Raw genomic sequence first — 15,937 nt, forward strand, 5'->3', positions numbered from 1 at the left:
CCGCGACGGCCGGTTCGGCGTCAGGCCAGCAAGGCCGCCACCGCCAGCGCGGGCTCCGGGTGCTCAGCCAGCAGCGCGCGGGCCTCCCGGTGCTCGGCCCCGGCGGCCGCGGGCGCCCGCCATTCGCCCTCACAGCCCAGCAGCGCCGCCACGGCGTCGCAGGCCGCCGGATGCCCCAGGAGCAGCTCGGCCACCGGCCCCGACGCCAGCGGCGCGGAGGCCGCCTTGGGCGGTGCGGGCCGCGCCGACCACGGCGGCGTCCAGGCGTCCACGGCGGCCAGGCTGCCGGGGAAGGTCCGCCCGGCCTCGCGGACGAGCGCCGGCATCAGCTCACCGGCCTGATCCCGCAAGGTGGTGATCAGCCGGGGCAACCACGGCAGCAACACGTTGTCGGGCAACCGCCCGAACGCCTTGGAGATCACCTCGACCACGAACCCCGACAGCGCCGGCACCGGCTCGATGGCCTGCACGAACCCCATGATGTACTGCGGGAACGACGGCACCACCAGCGGGTTGGCCAGCAGCTCGTCGCACCGCCTGCGCAGCTCGGCCTGGGTCAGCAGTCCGAGCTGGGTCCGCGCGGCCCACAACACCGCCACCTTGGCCGGCGCCTCGGGATGCGACTGCTGCACGGCAAGCTCCAGCTGCGCCCGGTCGCAGCCGAGCGCCAGCGCCAGGCTCTCCATCGAGAACAGGAACCCGAGCATGGCGGCCACCTGCCGCACCCCGGTGTCGTCGTCCACGAAGGCCGTGGGCAACAGGGTGCAGTAATGCGCGTAGCCGGCGGTGGCGAACTCCTCGCACCAGGCCGGCAGCTCCGGCTCGTTCGCCCGGTAGTAGGCCATCAGCCGCCGGATCCTGCGCAGCACCTCGGGCGCGTCGTCCACGCTCCGCTCGGTCGCCAGCAGCTCCACGGCCCGCGCCCCGAGCTCGTCGGCGAAGCGCCTGCTGCCCAGGTAGAGCATGGCGTCCTCGACCGCGGCGAGCGCGTCGGCCGCGGTCGCCCTGGGGTCCCAGACCTTGCGCCGCAGCCGCTGCTCCATCACCTGCTCGATGGTGACGCCCTCGTAGCCGAGCTCGATGATGGAGCGCTGGTGCTTGCCGAAGGACAGGTCCCAGCTCTCCTGGATCGACCGCTCCCCCAGCCTCCGCTCCCCCATGATGGGCCGCACCGCGTCGTGCGGCAGCAGGTAACGCAGCATCCACAGCAGGTCGGAGCAGGGCACCAGCTCGGGGTCGGCGTTGAGGTCGAGCAGGGCCCGCTGGATCGTCCGTTTCGTCAGGTCCAGGCCGAGCGGTTCGAGCCGGTCGTAGACGTTTCTGGCCAGCGGTGGCAACGCGTCGTAGCCGACCACGCCGACGCGGTCGCCGCCGAGCAGGATCTCGCAGAGCCGGCGCACGTCCCTGCGGCCCGGCACGACGTCCTTCTCGATGCAGGTGACGGCCGCGTCCTGGAAGTCGTACGGGGTGGGCCTGGCCCGGTTACGGATGCCGGCGAGCAGGATCGACGTCTCGAACACGGCGATCGCGTCGGCGGTGCTGGCCAGGTAGCCGTTGCGGCGGGCCAGCCGGACGATGTCGACGCACCAGCCGAGCAGCTCGGACTGGTCCAGCTCGTCGAGCGCGGGCGGCCGTGAGAGGAACCCGGTCAGCTTGTCGGCCGCCGCGATCGCCGGCTTGGGGGCGGGCAGCTTGGCGATGCGCTTGCGCGTGCCCTTCTGCCCGGTCAGTTGGAACGGGGTCAGGCCGCTGCGGGTCACCGCCTTGGCCCACGTCGCCGCCGCGATCGACACCGAGCCCGAGGCCAGGCCGAACTGGGCCTCGATGGCCGAGTGGCTGGACGGGATGAGGCCGTAGAGCCACTTGGTGTTCGTGCGCGGGGTGATCTCGAAGGGGGCGGTGGAGCGCAGGCCGAACTGCTCGACGTGACTGGCGGCGTGGAAGGCGCCGCACACGTACAGGCAGTCGGCCGGGTCGGCGCCGGATGCGGCCAGGTGCTCGCGCATCCTGGTCCACATGTAGCGCTCGCGGTCCTCGTCCACGCTCAGCCGGTGCCCGTCGGGGTTGAGGCGGCGAAACAGGCTGCCGATCAGCACCATCACCTGGCGGTAGGTGTCGTAGTCCGCGCCGGACAGCGGCTGCTCGACGTACTGGTCCCACCATTCCGACCAGTGCCGCACCTTGCCGTGGTGCAGCAGGTGCTCCTCCAGCTCGGCGAAGCGGGGGCGCAGGTCGCCGATCTCGACGCCGACCGCGTCGCCGTGCAGGCCGGCTTCCTCCTCCTTGGGGGATTTCTGCGCCTCCTCCTTGGGCGCCCACTGGAAGACGTGGTCGGTCGAGCGGTCCACCAGGACCAGCTCCACGCCCGGCGTTTCGAGCGCGTACGAGATGGCCTGGTATTCGGCGGACGCCTCCGTGATGGGCGCCACCACGCTGAGCGGCGCCCACGCCTTCGGGAAGCCGTCGAGGTCGGTCGCGAACGCCTGCACCGCCACCGGCAGCCGGCAGTTGCGCAGCTCGGTCAGCAGCGGCCGCAGGTCCTCGCACAACTCCAGGTAGATGACCTTCGGCTGCTTCTCACGCAGCCGCCGCACCATCGCCAGCGCCGAGGCCGGCGAGTGGTGGCAGACCGGGAAGATCTCCAGCTCCTCGCGCAACGCCCGGTCGACGTCGTTCACCATCCCCGACAGGATGCCGGACACGGTGTCGCCGCCGAACTCCCGCGCCGCCTGAGCGAGCTGCTCCCGCAGCGGGTCGAACGTGCTCATGACAGAGTGGCGATCGCCTCGCGGCCGCCCTCGAGGAACTCCTGCCACGGCCCGCCGCCCTTCTTGCTGCGGGGCTCGACGACGCCGTGCCAGTACTTGTTCAGGATCGCCAGGTCCTCGGGGCTGCGCCGGGCCAGCGACCCGACCAGCGAGCCGGCGAGGGTCTGCGCGCGCAGCACGCGGTCGCCGAAGAAGTGGCTGTGCAGGATCGCGTCCTCGAGCACGCCGATCTGCTCGGCCGTGGACAGCGCCGACTCCAGCTTCTCGTCGTCGCTGGTGGCCGAGGCGGCGGCGGAGCGCAGGTCGGCGAAGCTCTGCAGCAGGATGTCCAGCAGCGTCGGCGGCAGGTCCAGCTCGATCTGGTGCCGGCGCAGCAGCTCTTCGGTACGGAAGCGGACGATCTCCGCCTCGCTCTTCTTGTTCGTCACCACCGGGATGCGGACGAAGTTGAAGCGGCGCTTGAGTGCCGACGACAGGTCGTTGACGCCCCGGTCGCGGCTGTTGGCGGTGGCGATGATGGAGAAGCCGGGCTGGGCGAAGACGATGTTGTCGTCGTCGAGCTCGGGGATGGAGACGTATTTCTCGGACAGGATCGAGATCAGCGCGTCCTGCACGTCGCTGGTGGAGCGGGTCAGCTCCTCGAAGCGGCCGATCACGCCGCCCTCCATCGCCGTCATGATCGGCGACGGGATCATCGACTCGCGGGACTGGCCCTTGGCGATGACCATGGACACGTTCCACGAGTATTTGATGTGGTCCTCGGTGGTGCCGGCGGTGCCCTGCACCACGAGCGTGGAGTTGCGGCAGATGGCGGCGGACAGCAGCTCGGCCAGCCAGCTCTTGCCGGTGCCCGGGTCGCCGATCAGCAGCAGGCCCCTGTCGGAGGCCAGGGTCACGATGGCGCGCTCGACGAAGCTGCGGTCGCCGAACCACTTCTGCGGGATCTGTCTGTCGAGCCCGTCGGAGCGCTCGGAACCGAGGATGAACAGCCGGATCATGCGGGGGCTCAGCCGCCATGTGAACGGCTTGGGGCCGTCGTCGATCGACTCCAGCCAGTCGAGCTCCTCCGCGTACTTCACCTCTGCGGGGGCGCGCAGCATATCGTCACTCATGCGAGGTTTCTCCTAGGTGAGGAAGTTTTTGAGCTCGAAGACGAGCTTGCGGATGTGGCCTGAGATCACCGGGGTGCCCAGGTCCTTGAGTTTCTGGCGGTACCACGAGTCGACGCTCTGGTAGCCGGAGCTGTTGACCGAGCCGACGGGGATGAACTTGACGCCCGAGCGGTGCACGGCCTCGAAGTCGTTGATCAGCGACCGGTTGTCGTAGAAGTCCGAGATCCACACCATCACGGTGTTACGCGGATCGGAGATCTTCGGCCTGGCCAGCGCCATCGCCGCCGTGCCGTCGGTGCCGCCGCCGAGCGTGGTGCGCAGTAGCACCTCGAAGGGGTCGTGCACCCACGGGGTCAGGTCGAGCGCCCGGGTGTCGTACGCGATCAGGTGCACGTCCACCTTGGGCAGGCCCGCGAAGATCGATGCCAGGATGGTGCAGTTGACCATGGCGTCCACCATCGACCCCGACTGGTCGACGACGACGATGAGCCGGGCCGGGGTGGTGCGGCGGGCGGTCTGCTTGTAGTAGAGCCGGTCCACGTAGAGCCGCTGGTCTTCTGGGCTCCAGTTGGTGAGGTTTTTCCAGATGGTGCGCTCGATGTCGAGGTTGCGGAAGACCCGCTTCGGCGGCACCGACCGGTCGATGACGCCCACACTGGTCTTCTCCACCTGGGTACGCAGGACCTCGGCGACCTCGTCCACGAACTTGCGGATCAGCGCCTTGGCGTTGGCCAGCGCGACGCCCGACAGGTTGTGCTTGTCGTGCAGGAGCTGCTCGATGAGCGACATGCTGGGCGTCAGCTGCCTGGCCAGCGCCGGGTCGGCGAGCACTTCGCGCAGGTGCATGCGTTTGACCAGGTCGCCCTCGATGTTGGCGAGGACCGCGGCCACCTCTTCGTCGCCCGGGCTGTGCCGCAGCCCGCCCGGCTCGCAGCCCATGCCCTTCTCGAACCAGGCCGCGTCCTGCTTCCAGCGCTCCAGCTGGGCCGCGGTGACGTTGCCGCCGCCCGTCGAGAAGACGTTGAGCAGCAGCTTGGAGACCAGGGCGGCGCGGCGCACCTCGTCGCCCGCCTCGTGCTCCTTCTCCACCATCAGGTCCTGCAGCTCGACGCCCAGCTCGGGGAAGCGCTGCACGAGGGTGTCGACGGAGACGCCCGGGTCGAGCAAGGCGGGCGGCAGTCCGAGATCGTCGACGATGGCGACGCTGGCGGTCTCCAGTGCGGCCTGCTCATCGGGGACGAACAGCCGCGACAGCAGCCGCCAGTAGAGCACCTGCCGCCGCGTCATGCCGGCGCTCTGCCCGGCGTCGGCTTCGTAAGCGGGTTGGTTGGCGGCTTCGTAGGCGGCTTCGTTGTCTGTGAGGTCGCTCATTTGCGCAGCAGCCGCCCTGCCCGCTCGCGCAGCACGGCGACCGCGTCGCCGGACTTCGCCTCAGCCTTGACCACCTTGGGGTCGGTGGGGCCCATCGCCCAGTTGCCGGTGTGCACGGCGACGGGCTTCTTCTTGACCGTGGCCTGCACCGCGAGCGGCTGCAGCAGCCACCGCCCGCCGTCCCAGCGCAGCAGCCCGATGCACGCGGAGGACGCCGCCACCAGCTCGGGTGTGAGCGGCGTGGACGACGGTAACCGGTCCAGGTCGAGCGTGATCGTGTTGCCTCCGCCGAGCTCCAGCGTCTCTCCCTCGACCGTGTAGCCCTCGATCAGCACGGGCTCGGCGATGCGCACGGGATGGCGGTCGAGCGGCGGGACCGGCGCGGCGACGGCCGCGCCGAGCTGGACGCGGGCGGTCGCGAACGGGTCGGCCTCCTCGCCCGCGCGGGCCCGGTCGTCGTGCCACACCAGGTCGCCGCCGGCCAGCAGGGGCAGGTCCGTGATCTCCAGACTGCGGTGCTCGGCCAGCGCGCCCATCAGCACCGGGTGGCCGCCCATCAGCCGCCACATGGCCGGGCCGACGATCGTGTCGACCTTCGCCGCCGCCACGCTCGTGCGTACGAGCCTGGCCGGCGCGCCTCCGGCCGGCTCGAGGATGGCGTGGACCTGGACGCGTACGACCGTGGCGTGCTCGTGCACGTCGGCGCCCAGGATGAGCAGCCGCCCCGACACCTGCTCGGCGCCACCGTTCCAGGAGCCGGACTGCGACAGCAGCAGGGCACGCATCCACAGGTCGGCCCATCTGCGCGTGGGCACCCGCTCCATCGTGCTCACCGGGCACGAGGCCCGCAGCTCCGCCGCCAAGCCGTCGAGCAGCACCGCCAGCCCGCGCAGCTCCGGCACGGCGAGCAGCGCCTCGATCGCCTGGTCCGACGAGGAGACGACGTCGTGGTCGACACCACGCCAGCCGACGATGGCCAGCTCGCGCAGCCACACCCGGCATCCGGCGAGCAGATTGTCCGGGTGGCCGCCGGTCGCGGGAGCCGCCTCCCAGGAGGCCCGCGTGCGTCCGAGCGCCGCATCGAGGCGGCCGAGCAGGGCATCGTGCACCGCCCCCGTCAACGCGGCCCGCCCACCGGCCAGCGCCGCCAGATGCTCGTCACCGATCGACCCCGCGACCACCTTCTCCACGGACTCGCCGATCCGGTCGCCGAGCGGGCTGGCCGCCAGCGCACCCGCCAGCGCGCCGAGCGCCGCGGCCGGCTCCTCTCCGATCCGCGCGAACCCGTGAACGAGCGCGCCGTCGAACCCCGCCACCAACTCGAGCGCCTCATCGGCTCCGGCCGGCGCGCCACTGAGCAGCTCGCCAAGCTGTACGTCGAGCATCAGCACTCCACCTCCGCGCCCGTGAAACGTGTGCCGGCCATCAGCGCACCGCCCCCATCGCCGGGAACCAATGCAGCTCGGCCAGCGGCTCGGTGCTGTCGGGCACCTCCAGGTAGGCCAGGTGGCGCAGGAACCGGCTGAACACCACGGCCGCCGGCGTGCGCTCGACCAGCCTGTTGAGGCTGTCTATCAGGTCGCCGTCCTCGGCCACCTCGACCCGCAGGTAGCGGGCCACCCGGTCCATTCCGTACTGCAGGACCGCCTCGCCGGCCAGCATGCGTATGTGCTTGCACGCGTAGCCGTGCAGCGCACCGCACGGCCGGTTGTTGTTCGTGCTACAGCTCAGCGCATGGGTGCCGGCGGTGATCGACGAGACGTAGACCCGTTCGATGTCGGATCCGCTCGACACGACGCCCTGGAGACGGCCGTCGGCCAGCTCGACGAACGGCACCTTCGCCAGTTTGCGCGGCTCGACGGGCGCCACCACCCGTACCACGCTGCGTTGCTCCCACGCGGCTCTGTCCGCGTCCACGACCTCAGAACCTCCCGCCCCAGCCGCTCGCAGGGCAGGCGGGAGTGCCCGCGCCTTCGCGAACGGCTGATCAATTGATCCGGGAACCTACCCGACCCCACCGACAGAACGGGGAGAAATGATCAAACCTGCAGGCAGCTCGACGGGACCTGACACGACGGCCGACATCGCTCCCGCGGCATCACACCGATGCTCACGGCTGTTGTCGACAAACCTGTGCGCCGAGAGCGGATTGGCCATGAAACTGTTGTCGATCGGAGTGCCCGCCCTTACCGCCGCAAGCGCGACGAAGACTAGGCCACGTGCTCCTTGATGGCGACGCTGGCCAGCGCGAGGAGGAGTTCCAGATCGGGGGCGGCGTCCACGTGGACGGCCACCCAGGCCCGGTCCCGGCAGGCCTGCACCTGGTCGCAGTCCAGCAGGTAGGGCTCCAGGCGGCCGATCGCCGGAGCGGTCAGACGGACCTGGACCTCGTCGGCGCCGGTCAGCCGCAGGATCTCCGTGCCGCGCACGGCGAACGTCACACCCCGCCGAGTGTCACAGAGCACCAGCGCCGGCCACGAGCGTAACTCGGCCACGGCGCGGGCCACATAGGGTCCCCGCCGTTCAGCTGCCCGTCGCCTGACGGTAATTCCCACATCTCCATGCTGAGGGACGGCGGACCTTCGCGTCACCGACCGTTCCGCAACCGTTATCAACGCTCAGCGGTGCACGATCAGCCAGGTCGCGACGGCGGTCACGGTGTCGGAGCGGTTGCCGATGATGTGCGGCCGGTTGCACGGGAAGGTGATCGAATCACCCTTGGCCAGCGTGACGATCTCGGTCTCGAACTCGATCGTCAGCTCCCCGGCCGTGACCGTGCCCACCTCGTACCCCTCGTGTTTGAGGAACTGCCCGTGGGCGGTGGAGATCGCGTTCGGCGGGTAGGTCGACTCGAAGAACTCCACGTCCGGCGCCGGCACCGGCGATAACCTGCGAAACGTCACTCCCCCGCTGAGCTCGATCGGCGCGACCTCCCACGACCGCCGGATGGCCAGACCGGGCACGGCGGGGTCGGGCTTCGGATCCTCCGGCACGTCGAACACCGCCGCCAGCGGCACCCCGATGGCGGAGACGTAGGCGATGAGCCGGCTCACCGAGGGCCGCATCGTGCCGCGTTCGATCTGCGACACGGCGCTGGGCGAGATGCCCAGCTCCCGCGCCACGGCGCGGAGCGATTTGCCGGACTCGGTGCGCAGGTCGCGGAGCCGCTGACCGAGTCGCTCGTTGCTGACCGCTTCCAGCCCGGTACGGCTCTCCATGGCCTCCACACCATTTGTCACAAGGGATTTACATACGCGCAATTGACAGCAGCGCGTGCAGTCATAGGTTAACGGCAAGTGTTCAGTGATCACTTAACACTACGCCGGAGACCTACCCCCCAAGGATGCCCCAATGTCCGAACCCGCCGCATCGATCACCCAAGCGCCACCCCCCGCCTACGACCCCCGGCTCACCAACGAGGACCTGGCGCCGCTGCGGAAGCAGACCTGGTCGTCGTACAACATCTTCGCCTTCTGGATGTCCGACGTGCACAGCGTCGGCGGCTACGTGACCGCGGGGAGCCTGTTCGCGCTCGGCCTGGCCAGCTGGCAGGTGCTGTTCGCGCTGCTGGCCGGCATCGTCATCGTGCAGATCTTCTGCAACCTGGTGGCCAAGCCGAGCCAGGTCACCGGCGTGCCGTACCCGGTGATCAACCGGGCCGTCTTCGGCGTGCTGGGCGCGAACATCCCCGCCATCGTGCGCGGCTCGATCGCGATCGCCTGGTACGGCGTGCAGACGTACCTGGCCTCGCAGGCGCTCATCATCATCTTCCTCAAGTTCTGGCCGGCCACGGCCGCGCTGAACGAGCCGGCCTTCCTCGGCCTGTCCGTGCTCGGCTACATCTGCTACGCGATCCTGTGGGTCGCCCAGGCGGCGGTGTTCTGGCGCGGCATGGACGCGATCAAGCGATTCGTGGACTGGGCGGGGCCGGCCGTCTACGTGGTCATGGTGGTGCTGGCCATCTACCTGGTGAGCCAGGCGGGCTGGGAGAACATCAGCCTGGACCTGTCGGGCGAAAGCCTCGGCTTCGCCGAGTCGATCCCGGTCATGCTCAGCGCGATCGCCCTGGTCGTGTCGTACTTCTCCGGGCCGATGCTGAACTTCGGTGATTTCTCGCGGTATGGACGGTCATTCCAGGTCGTCAAGCAGGGCAACCTCCTCGGCCTGCCGGTCAACTTCCTCTTCTTCTCCATCCTCACCGTGATCACGGCGTCGGCCACCGTGCCCGTGTTCGGCGAGCTCATCACCGACCCCATCCACACGGTGCAGCGCATCGACACGCCGTTCGCGATCCTGCTCGGCGGCCTCACCTTCGTGATCGCGACCGTGGGCATCAACATCGTGGCCAACTTCATCTCGCCGGCCTTCGACTTCTCGAACGTCAGCCCGCAGCGCATCAGCTGGCGTACCGGGGGGATGATCGCGGCGGTCGGCTCCGTGCTGCTGACGCCGTGGAACTGGTACAGCAACCCCGACGCCATCCACTACACGCTCGGCCTGCTCGGCGCGCTCATCGGGCCGCTGTTCGGCATCCTGATCGCCGGCTACTACGTGTGTGCGCGGCAGCGGGTGTCGGTGGACGAGCTGTTCACGATGGACCAGGCAGGGCGCTACTGGTTCAGCAAGGGCTACAACCCCAACGCGATCTGGGCCACCGTCGCCGCCGGAGTGCCCGCCATCGCCTCCGTGCTCGTCCCGAAGATGCTGCTCGACCTGGGCGTCACGACGACGGACGCGACGTGGATCGCCGACTACAGCTGGTTCATCGGCTGCGGCCTCGGCTTCGTGGCCCTGGTCGCCCTGGAACAGCTCCGGCCCCGGATCACCGCCGCCGCATGACCCACCTCAAAGTGATCAACCCGAACACCGCCCTGGCCATGACCGCGTCCATCGGTCGCTGCGCCAGGGCGGTGGCGTGCCCCACGACGGTCGTCACGGCCGTCAGCCCGAGCATGGGGCCGGAGTCCATCGAGAGCCACTACGACGAGGCGCTGGCCGTGCCGGGGGTGCTGGCCGAGATCGCGGCGGGCGAGCGCGAGGGGGTGGACGGGTACGTCATCGCGTGTTTCGGCGACCCCGGCCTGGACGCGGCCCGCGAGCTGGCCGCCGGCCCCGTCGTCGGGATCGCGGAGGCCGCCATGCACGCCGCCACGCTGCTCGGGCGGGGCTTCAGCGTGGTGACGACGCTGTCCAGGACCGTCGGCCGGGCATGGGACCTCGCCCACCGCTACGGCTTCGCCGCCGCCTGCCGCGGGGTGCACGCCTGTGACATCCCGGTGCTGGACCTCGAGGACCCGGCCGCGCGCAAGACCGTGACCGAGCTGTGCGTCGCGGCCGTCGAGCGTGACGGGAGCGACGCGGTCGTGCTGGGCTGCGCGGGCATGGCGGATTTCGCGGCCGAGGTGTCGGAGGAGACGGGCGTCCCGGTGATCGACGGGGTGACGGCGGCGACCAAGCTCGTCGAGTCGCTCGTCACGCTCGGCCTGCGGACGGGCAAACGCGGCGAGTACGCCCTGCCCCGGCCGAAGCGTTACTCCGGTTTACTGCGCGACTTCACGATCTGACCGAAATGTATTGACGCCTGCGCAGGTTAAGGCTACCGTCGTCTCATAACTAAAAGGAAACTTTCCTAATAGTTTCTTGGCATCCCACTCCCCATTCACCCCCCAACGGATGTCGGAGCATCGATGAGACACAAGATCCTCGCCTGCCTGGCGGCCTTAGCGCTGCCCCTCACCGCCGCGGTCGTCGCCCCGCCTGCCGCCATGGGCTCGGCCACGGTCATGTTCGCCGACTGGGCGCCGTGGACGGCGTACTCGGCGGGCACGCGCGTCACGCACAACGGCGTCGAGTACGAATGCATCCAGTCGCACACGTCCCAGCCCGGCTGGGAGCCGCCTAACGTGCCGGCCCTGTGGAAGCAGACGACCGGCGGCGGAGGCGACACCACGGCGCCGTCGGTGCCCGGTAACCTCCGCTCGACGGGCGTCACCAGCACCAGCGTCACGCTCGCCTGGAACGCCTCCACCGACAACGTCGCCGTCACCGGCTACGAGATCTACCGCGGCGGCACCCTCATCACCACGGTGACGGGAACGACGTACACCAACACGGGCCTGAGCGCCGGCACGCCGTACACCTACACCGTCCGCGCCCGCGACGCCGCCGGCAACCGCTCCGCCGAGAGCAACTCCGTCACCGCGACCACGACGGGCGGCGGAGGCGGCGGTAACAAGGTGCTCGGCTACTTCGTGCAGTGGGGCGTCTACCAGCGCGGCTACCACGTCAAGAACATCGACACCAGCGGCTCGGCCGCCAAGCTGACGCACATCAACTACGCCTTCGGCAACGTACAGAACGGCCAGTGCACGATCGGTGACTCGTACGCCGACTACGACCGGTTCTACCAGGCAGGCGAGAGCGTGGACGGCGTCGCCGACACCTGGGACGCCGGCGCGCTGCGCGGCAGCTTCAACCAGCTGCGCAAGCTGAAGAAGAAGTATCCGAACCTGAAGGTGCTGTTCTCCTTCGGCGGCTGGACCTGGTCGGGCGGCTTCACGCAGGCCGCGCAGAACCCGGCCGCGTTCGCCGAGTCCTGCTACCGCCTCGTCGAGGACCCGCGCTGGGCCGACGTCTTCGACGGCATCGACATCGACTGGGAGTACCCGAACGCCTGCGGCCTCACCTGCGACAGTAGCGGCCCGGCCGCGTTCAGAAACCTCATGTCGGCGCTGCGCTCCCGCTTCGGCTCCGGCAACCTGGTCACCGCCGCCATCACCGCCGACGGCACCAACGGCGGCAAGATCGACGCCGCCGACTACGCGGGTGCCGCCCAGTACGTCGACTGGTACAACGTCATGACCTACGACTACTTCGGCGCCTGGGCGGCGCAGGGCCCGACGGCCCCGCACTCGCCGCTCACCTCCTACTCCGGCATCCCGATCGCCGGCTTCTACTCCGACAACGCGATCCAGAAGCTCAAGAGCAAGGGCGTGCCGGCGAGCAAGCTGCTGCTCGGCATCGGCTTCTACGGCCGCGGCTGGACCGGGGTCACCCAGGCCGCGCCCGGCGGCACGGCCTCGGGACCGGCGCCGGGCACGTACGAGCAGGGCATCGAGGACTACAAGGTCCTCAAGACCCGCTGCCCGGCCACCGGCACCGTCGCGGGCACCGCGTACGCGTACTGCGGTGGTCAGTGGTGGGCGTACGACACCCCGGCCACCATCGGCGGCAAGATGAGCTACTCGAAGAACCAGGGCCTCGGCGGCGCCTTCTTCTGGGAGCTCAGCGGTGACACCGCCAACGCCGAACTGCTCACGGCCATGAGGAACGGCCTGGGCTGACCTTCATCACGAAAAGGGCCGACTCCACGACGAGTCGGCCCTTTTTCTGTTGTCAACGCCCCAGCTCGCCCAGCTGTTCGGGCGTCAGAGACACCGTCGATGCGGCCAAGTTCTCCTCCAGGTGGGCGATCGTTGAGGTGCCGGGGATCGTGAGCAGCACCGGGGAGTGTGCCAGCAGCCAGGCCAGGCTGACCTGGGCGGGCGTGGCGCCGACGGCCTTGGCGACGTGTTCGACGGGACCGCCCGGCGCCGCCAGGGCGCCCTTGGCGATGGGGCTGTAGGCGATGAACCCGATCCCCTGCTCCTCACAGTGCCGCAGCACGTCTTCGGAGAACCGGTTGGTGAGGTTGTACCTGTTCTGCACGGTGCAGATCTCGACGATGCCTCGCGCCTGTTCCAGCTCCTCGACGCTCACCTCCGACAGACCGACATTGGCGATCTTGCCTTCCTCCTGGAGTGCCTTGAGCTCGCCGACCTGGTCCTCCAGCGGCACCAGCGGGTCGATGCGGTGCAACTGCAGCAGGTCGATCCGGTCCACCCCGAGCCGGCGCAGGCTCATCTCGACCTCCTGCCGCAGGTACGCGGGTCGGCCCACGGCATGCCACTCGCCCGGTCCTGTCCGGACGAATCCGGCCTTGGTCGCGATGAGCAGTTCCTCCGGGTACGGATGCAACGCCTCCCGGATGAGCTCCTCGTTGACGTAGGGCCCGTAGGAGTCGGCGGTGTCGATGAAGTCCACACCGAGCTCGACGACCCGGCGCAGCACCCGGATGGCCTCGCCATGGTCGCGTGGCGGCCCCCAGACACCGGGCCCGGTGAGACTCATGGCACCGAAGCCGAGCCGGTGCACGGTCTTGCCGCCAATGGTGAACGTGCCAGTGGACTGGAGCTCTATGGACATACGGGGACACTCCATCTGAACGTCAAGGCTGACTTTCCCACCAACATCATGGACTCCCATGGTCTGGAGCAGCCCGGCGACTTCCCTTGGGGGACACGCGGATCGCCGTGATCATGCCACTCGTCACCGGGAATCGGGGCGATCAGGACACACCACAGAGGACCGCTGGGGTCGAGCCGATCGCTTATTTGACCACGTAAGAGGGGCCGTAGGTGACGGAACGTGCATGAGATCTCACGATGAGGACGCACGGTGGGTCAAGGTCAGGTAATCTCCGCGCGTCACCCGGTGTGATCGCGTGAACGCGTATGGCCGTGACAGCGTACGGCATGCGAGACTCGGCTTTATGGAAGGTGGCGACGACATGAGTGCTCTGCCGAGCGAAGGTTGGCTGGCCGCGCATCCGCCGCCCATGCGCACCGCTCTGTTTCCCCTCGGTCGGGTCACCGGTTACACCGTCGATGACTGGCTCAAGCTGCCCGAGTCCGGGGAGCGCATCGAGTTGGTCGACGGGAGTTTCGTGGTGAGTCCTGTGCCAATGGGACTGCATGCACTCTGCGCCGGCGGTTTGCGGACGATTCTGCAAGCGGCGGCCAAGGCGGTCAGGCCGGATCTCGTGGTGGTGGAGACGGTCAATGTGAGAGTGGGGGATCAGGACGGCCTCATTCCCGATGTGGCCGTGCTGCCCCGTGACCTCGTCATGTCACGCATGGTCGTCTTCCCGGCGTCGGAAGTCCTGGCGGTGGTCGAGGTCGTCAGTCCCGGGCCGGGCAATCGTCTGCGTGACTATGAGATCAAGCCGCCCAAGTACGCGAAGGCCGGCATCGAGGTGTTCATCAGGATTGAGCTCGAAGGAGCCGACATTCCGCGCGTTGAGGTGCTCCACCTTGGACCGGAGGGATATGAAGTGGTCAGCCAGGCCAAGGCAGGAGAAATGCTCACGCTGACCGAGCCCATTCCTGTGTCCTTCGATCCCGCCGAGATCCTGGCCTGAGGTGCGAACAGCGATGCTCCTTCCGTGCGGGCGACGCATTCCACTGCTCGTGACGGCACCCGGGACATGACGCCTATGGACGCTGGTGCCCGAACCTGACCGGCTTCGGACCGCGGAGCCGGACCTCCGGATCGGTCATCGCCTGGGGCCGGGCCGGGAGCTCGGCGGCCGGCTCGATCACCGGCTCGGTCCCTTCGGCCTCCGCGATCCTGCGGACGAGCCGCTCCCGAAGCTCGGCCGCCACCCCGGTGTGTGACGGGAGCCCCGCCCGGTTGACGAGCTCGTGCGGGTCGTTCTCCAGGTCGTACAGGGCCTGCTCGCGGTAGCGATCGGCGGACGGGTCGTCCCACGGGTGGGCGTGTTCGGCGACCGCGTAGTACTTCCAGCGGGACGTACGGATGCCACGCCCCACCTCCGACTCGCTGACCTGGAAGAAGACCTCGTCTGGCCAGGAGGCCCGAGGGTCGCGCACCAGCGGCAGGAACGACCGTCCCTGCATCTCAGCAGGTACGGGCAGTCCGGCGGCCTCCAGCAGCGTCGGCGGCAGGTCGAGCGTGCTGACCGGCCGCGAGATCGCGCCGCCCCCGTCGAAGCCCGGGCCGCGTAGCGCCAGCGGCACGCGCAGCGACGCGTCGTGGCAAGAGCGTTTGTACTCGCCGTTGCGGGTCTTGAAGTGGTTGCCGTGGTCGGAGGTGTACGCCACGATCGTGTCGTCCAGCAGGTCCATGCTGCGCAGCGCGTCCAGCAGCCGCCCGAGCCCCTCGTCCAGGCGTTTGACCTGCCCCAGGTAGCCGCCCATGTGCTGGTGTGCGGTGCCGCCGAGGGCGGCCAGGTCCGGCGGCATCCAGGTGCCCTGGTAACGCTCCTCGTAGCCGTCGGGCGCCGGGTAGTTGTCCACCTCGTTCTGGTGGTGCGGCTCCAGGAACGACACGAACAGGTAGAACGGCTCGTCGTGGTGGTCGGCGACGAACCTGATGGCCGCGTCCACGAGCGCGTCGGAGCGGTAGCCGGGCAGCATGACGGGGTCGTTCGCCTCGTCGAACACGACCGTGCGGTAGGCGTCGGAGGTGTGCTCGAGCGCGTTCGCCGCCAGCCACGACTGGTAGCCTCCCCGCTGGTCCGCCGGCACGGGCTCGCTGCCGGCCAGGTGCCACTTGCCGATGTAGCCGGTGGCGTAGCCGGCCCCGCCGAAGTGGTGCGCCAGCGTGCGCTCCTCAGGAGGCAGGACGCGGCCGTTGCGGTGGACGCCGGTCGTGGTCGGGTAGCGGCCCGTCTGCAGGGCGGCGCGGGCGGGCGCGCACACCGGCTGAGGGGTGAGCGCGACCGTGGCCTGCGTGCCGTGCCTGGCCATCCTGTCAAGGTTGGGGGTGAGCGGGCCGACGGTGTCCCACCGCTGCTGGTCGGTGAAGACGACGATCACGTTCGGACGCAAGAAGACGACTCCTTAA

At 69.3% G+C, this 15,937-nt stretch carries 13 protein-coding genes; 4 read left to right on the forward strand and 9 right to left on the reverse strand.

Annotated elements, in window-relative coordinates; genetic code table 11:
- Window positions 1-20: 20 nt before the first annotated feature.
- The 7 genes from ACTWQA_RS00075 to ACTWQA_RS00105 all read right to left on the reverse strand — a co-directional run bounded on the left by ACTWQA_RS00075 (window position 21) and on the right by ACTWQA_RS00105 (window position 8,469).
- Window positions 21-2,768 carry a hypothetical protein gene (locus tag ACTWQA_RS00075; RefSeq protein ID WP_443157250.1) on the reverse strand — a complete coding sequence of 916 codons (2,748 nt, stop codon included), beginning with the start codon at window positions 2,766-2,768 and terminating at the stop codon, window positions 21-23.
- Window positions 2,765-3,880, reverse strand: coding sequence for an ATP-binding protein (locus ACTWQA_RS00080; protein WP_443157251.1), 1,116 nt, complete (start codon window positions 3,878-3,880; stop codon window positions 2,765-2,767). Before ACTWQA_RS00080 ends, ACTWQA_RS00075 begins: the two co-directional genes overlap by 4 nt.
- Before the next feature lie 12 nt (window positions 3,881-3,892).
- Window positions 3,893-5,167, reverse strand: coding sequence for a VWA domain-containing protein (locus ACTWQA_RS00085; RefSeq protein WP_443157637.1), 1,275 nt, complete (start codon window positions 5,165-5,167; stop codon window positions 3,893-3,895).
- 80 nt (window positions 5,168-5,247) lie between these two features.
- Complete coding sequence (locus tag ACTWQA_RS00090; protein ID WP_443157252.1) at window positions 5,248-6,636, reverse strand: hypothetical protein; 1,389 nt, start codon at window positions 6,634-6,636, stop codon at window positions 5,248-5,250.
- Between the two features lie 40 nt (window positions 6,637-6,676).
- On the reverse strand, window positions 6,677-7,168 hold the full coding sequence (locus tag ACTWQA_RS00095) for a hypothetical protein (protein WP_443157253.1): 492 nt from the start codon (window positions 7,166-7,168) through the stop codon (window positions 6,677-6,679).
- Between the two features lie 293 nt (window positions 7,169-7,461).
- Window positions 7,462-7,758: a luciferase domain-containing protein gene (locus tag ACTWQA_RS00100; protein ID WP_443157254.1), complete on the reverse strand. Its 297-nt coding sequence runs from the start codon at window positions 7,756-7,758 to the stop codon at window positions 7,462-7,464.
- Between the two features lie 111 nt (window positions 7,759-7,869).
- Window positions 7,870-8,469 (reverse strand): helix-turn-helix domain-containing protein, encoded by a 600-nt coding sequence (locus ACTWQA_RS00105; RefSeq protein WP_443157255.1) that lies wholly within the window; start codon window positions 8,467-8,469, stop codon window positions 7,870-7,872.
- Between the two features lie 133 nt (window positions 8,470-8,602).
- On the opposite strand from ACTWQA_RS00105, the gene ACTWQA_RS00110 reads away from it, so the two are divergent.
- From ACTWQA_RS00110 to ACTWQA_RS00120, 3 genes are all read left to right on the forward strand, one after another.
- Entirely contained in the window at window positions 8,603-10,090 is a 1,488-nt protein-coding gene (locus tag ACTWQA_RS00110; protein ID WP_443157256.1) for an NCS1 family nucleobase:cation symporter-1, read from the forward strand.
- Window positions 10,087-10,815: an aspartate/glutamate racemase family protein gene (locus ACTWQA_RS00115; RefSeq protein WP_443157257.1), complete on the forward strand. Its 729-nt coding sequence runs from the start codon at window positions 10,087-10,089 to the stop codon at window positions 10,813-10,815. The genes ACTWQA_RS00110 and ACTWQA_RS00115 overlap by 4 nt, the downstream gene beginning before the upstream one ends.
- Window positions 10,816-10,938: 123 nt before the next feature.
- Complete coding sequence (locus ACTWQA_RS00120; RefSeq protein ID WP_443157258.1) at window positions 10,939-12,594, forward strand: glycosyl hydrolase family 18 protein; 1,656 nt, start codon at window positions 10,939-10,941, stop codon at window positions 12,592-12,594.
- Between the two features lie 52 nt (window positions 12,595-12,646).
- Here the strand turns inward: ACTWQA_RS00120 and ACTWQA_RS00125 are convergent, their stop codons facing one another.
- The gene (locus ACTWQA_RS00125) at window positions 12,647-13,495 is read right to left on the reverse strand and encodes an aldo/keto reductase (RefSeq protein ID WP_443157259.1); all 849 of its coding nucleotides are present in this window, start codon (window positions 13,493-13,495) and stop codon (window positions 12,647-12,649) included.
- A gap of 364 nt (window positions 13,496-13,859) precedes the next feature.
- Between ACTWQA_RS00125 and ACTWQA_RS00130 the strand changes: the two genes are divergently transcribed.
- Window positions 13,860-14,489: a Uma2 family endonuclease gene (locus tag ACTWQA_RS00130; RefSeq protein WP_443157260.1), complete on the forward strand. Its 630-nt coding sequence runs from the start codon at window positions 13,860-13,862 to the stop codon at window positions 14,487-14,489.
- 73 nt (window positions 14,490-14,562) lie between these two features.
- Here ACTWQA_RS00130 and ACTWQA_RS00135 read toward each other — a convergent pair whose 3' ends face one another.
- Window positions 14,563-15,921 (reverse strand): sulfatase-like hydrolase/transferase, encoded by a 1,359-nt coding sequence (locus ACTWQA_RS00135; protein WP_443157261.1) that lies wholly within the window; start codon window positions 15,919-15,921, stop codon window positions 14,563-14,565.
- Window positions 15,922-15,937 lie beyond the last annotated feature (16 nt).

The sequence above is a fragment of the Nonomuraea sp. 10N515B genome (assembly GCF_052245915.1).
Taxonomy (GTDB): domain Bacteria; phylum Actinomycetota; class Actinomycetes; order Streptosporangiales; family Streptosporangiaceae; genus Nonomuraea.

What these genes read in the sequence shown, in the direction of transcription:
- ACTWQA_RS00075 (WP_443157250.1), bottom strand. Translation starts at nt 2,768, where the DNA reads ATGAGCACGTTCGACCCGCTGCGGGAGCAGCTCGCTCAGGCGGCGCGG.
- ACTWQA_RS00080 (WP_443157251.1), bottom strand. Translation starts at nt 3,880, where the DNA reads ATGAGTGACGATATGCTGCGCGCCCCCGCAGAGGTGAAGTACGCGGAG.
- ACTWQA_RS00085 (WP_443157637.1), bottom strand. Translation starts at nt 5,167, where the DNA reads ATGACGCGGCGGCAGGTGCTCTACTGGCGGCTGCTGTCGCGGCTGTTC.
- ACTWQA_RS00090 (WP_443157252.1), bottom strand. Translation starts at nt 6,636, where the DNA reads ATGCTCGACGTACAGCTTGGCGAGCTGCTCAGTGGCGCGCCGGCCGGA.
- ACTWQA_RS00105 (WP_443157255.1), bottom strand. Translation starts at nt 8,469, where the DNA reads ATGGAGAGCCGTACCGGGCTGGAAGCGGTCAGCAACGAGCGACTCGGT.
- ACTWQA_RS00110 (WP_443157256.1), top strand. Translation starts at nt 8,603, where the DNA reads ATGTCCGAACCCGCCGCATCGATCACCCAAGCGCCACCCCCCGCCTAC.
- ACTWQA_RS00115 (WP_443157257.1), top strand. Translation starts at nt 10,087, where the DNA reads ATGACCCACCTCAAAGTGATCAACCCGAACACCGCCCTGGCCATGACC.
- ACTWQA_RS00120 (WP_443157258.1), top strand. Translation starts at nt 10,939, where the DNA reads ATGAGACACAAGATCCTCGCCTGCCTGGCGGCCTTAGCGCTGCCCCTC.
- ACTWQA_RS00125 (WP_443157259.1), bottom strand. Translation starts at nt 13,495, where the DNA reads ATGTCCATAGAGCTCCAGTCCACTGGCACGTTCACCATTGGCGGCAAG.
- ACTWQA_RS00130 (WP_443157260.1), top strand. Translation starts at nt 13,860, where the DNA reads ATGAGTGCTCTGCCGAGCGAAGGTTGGCTGGCCGCGCATCCGCCGCCC.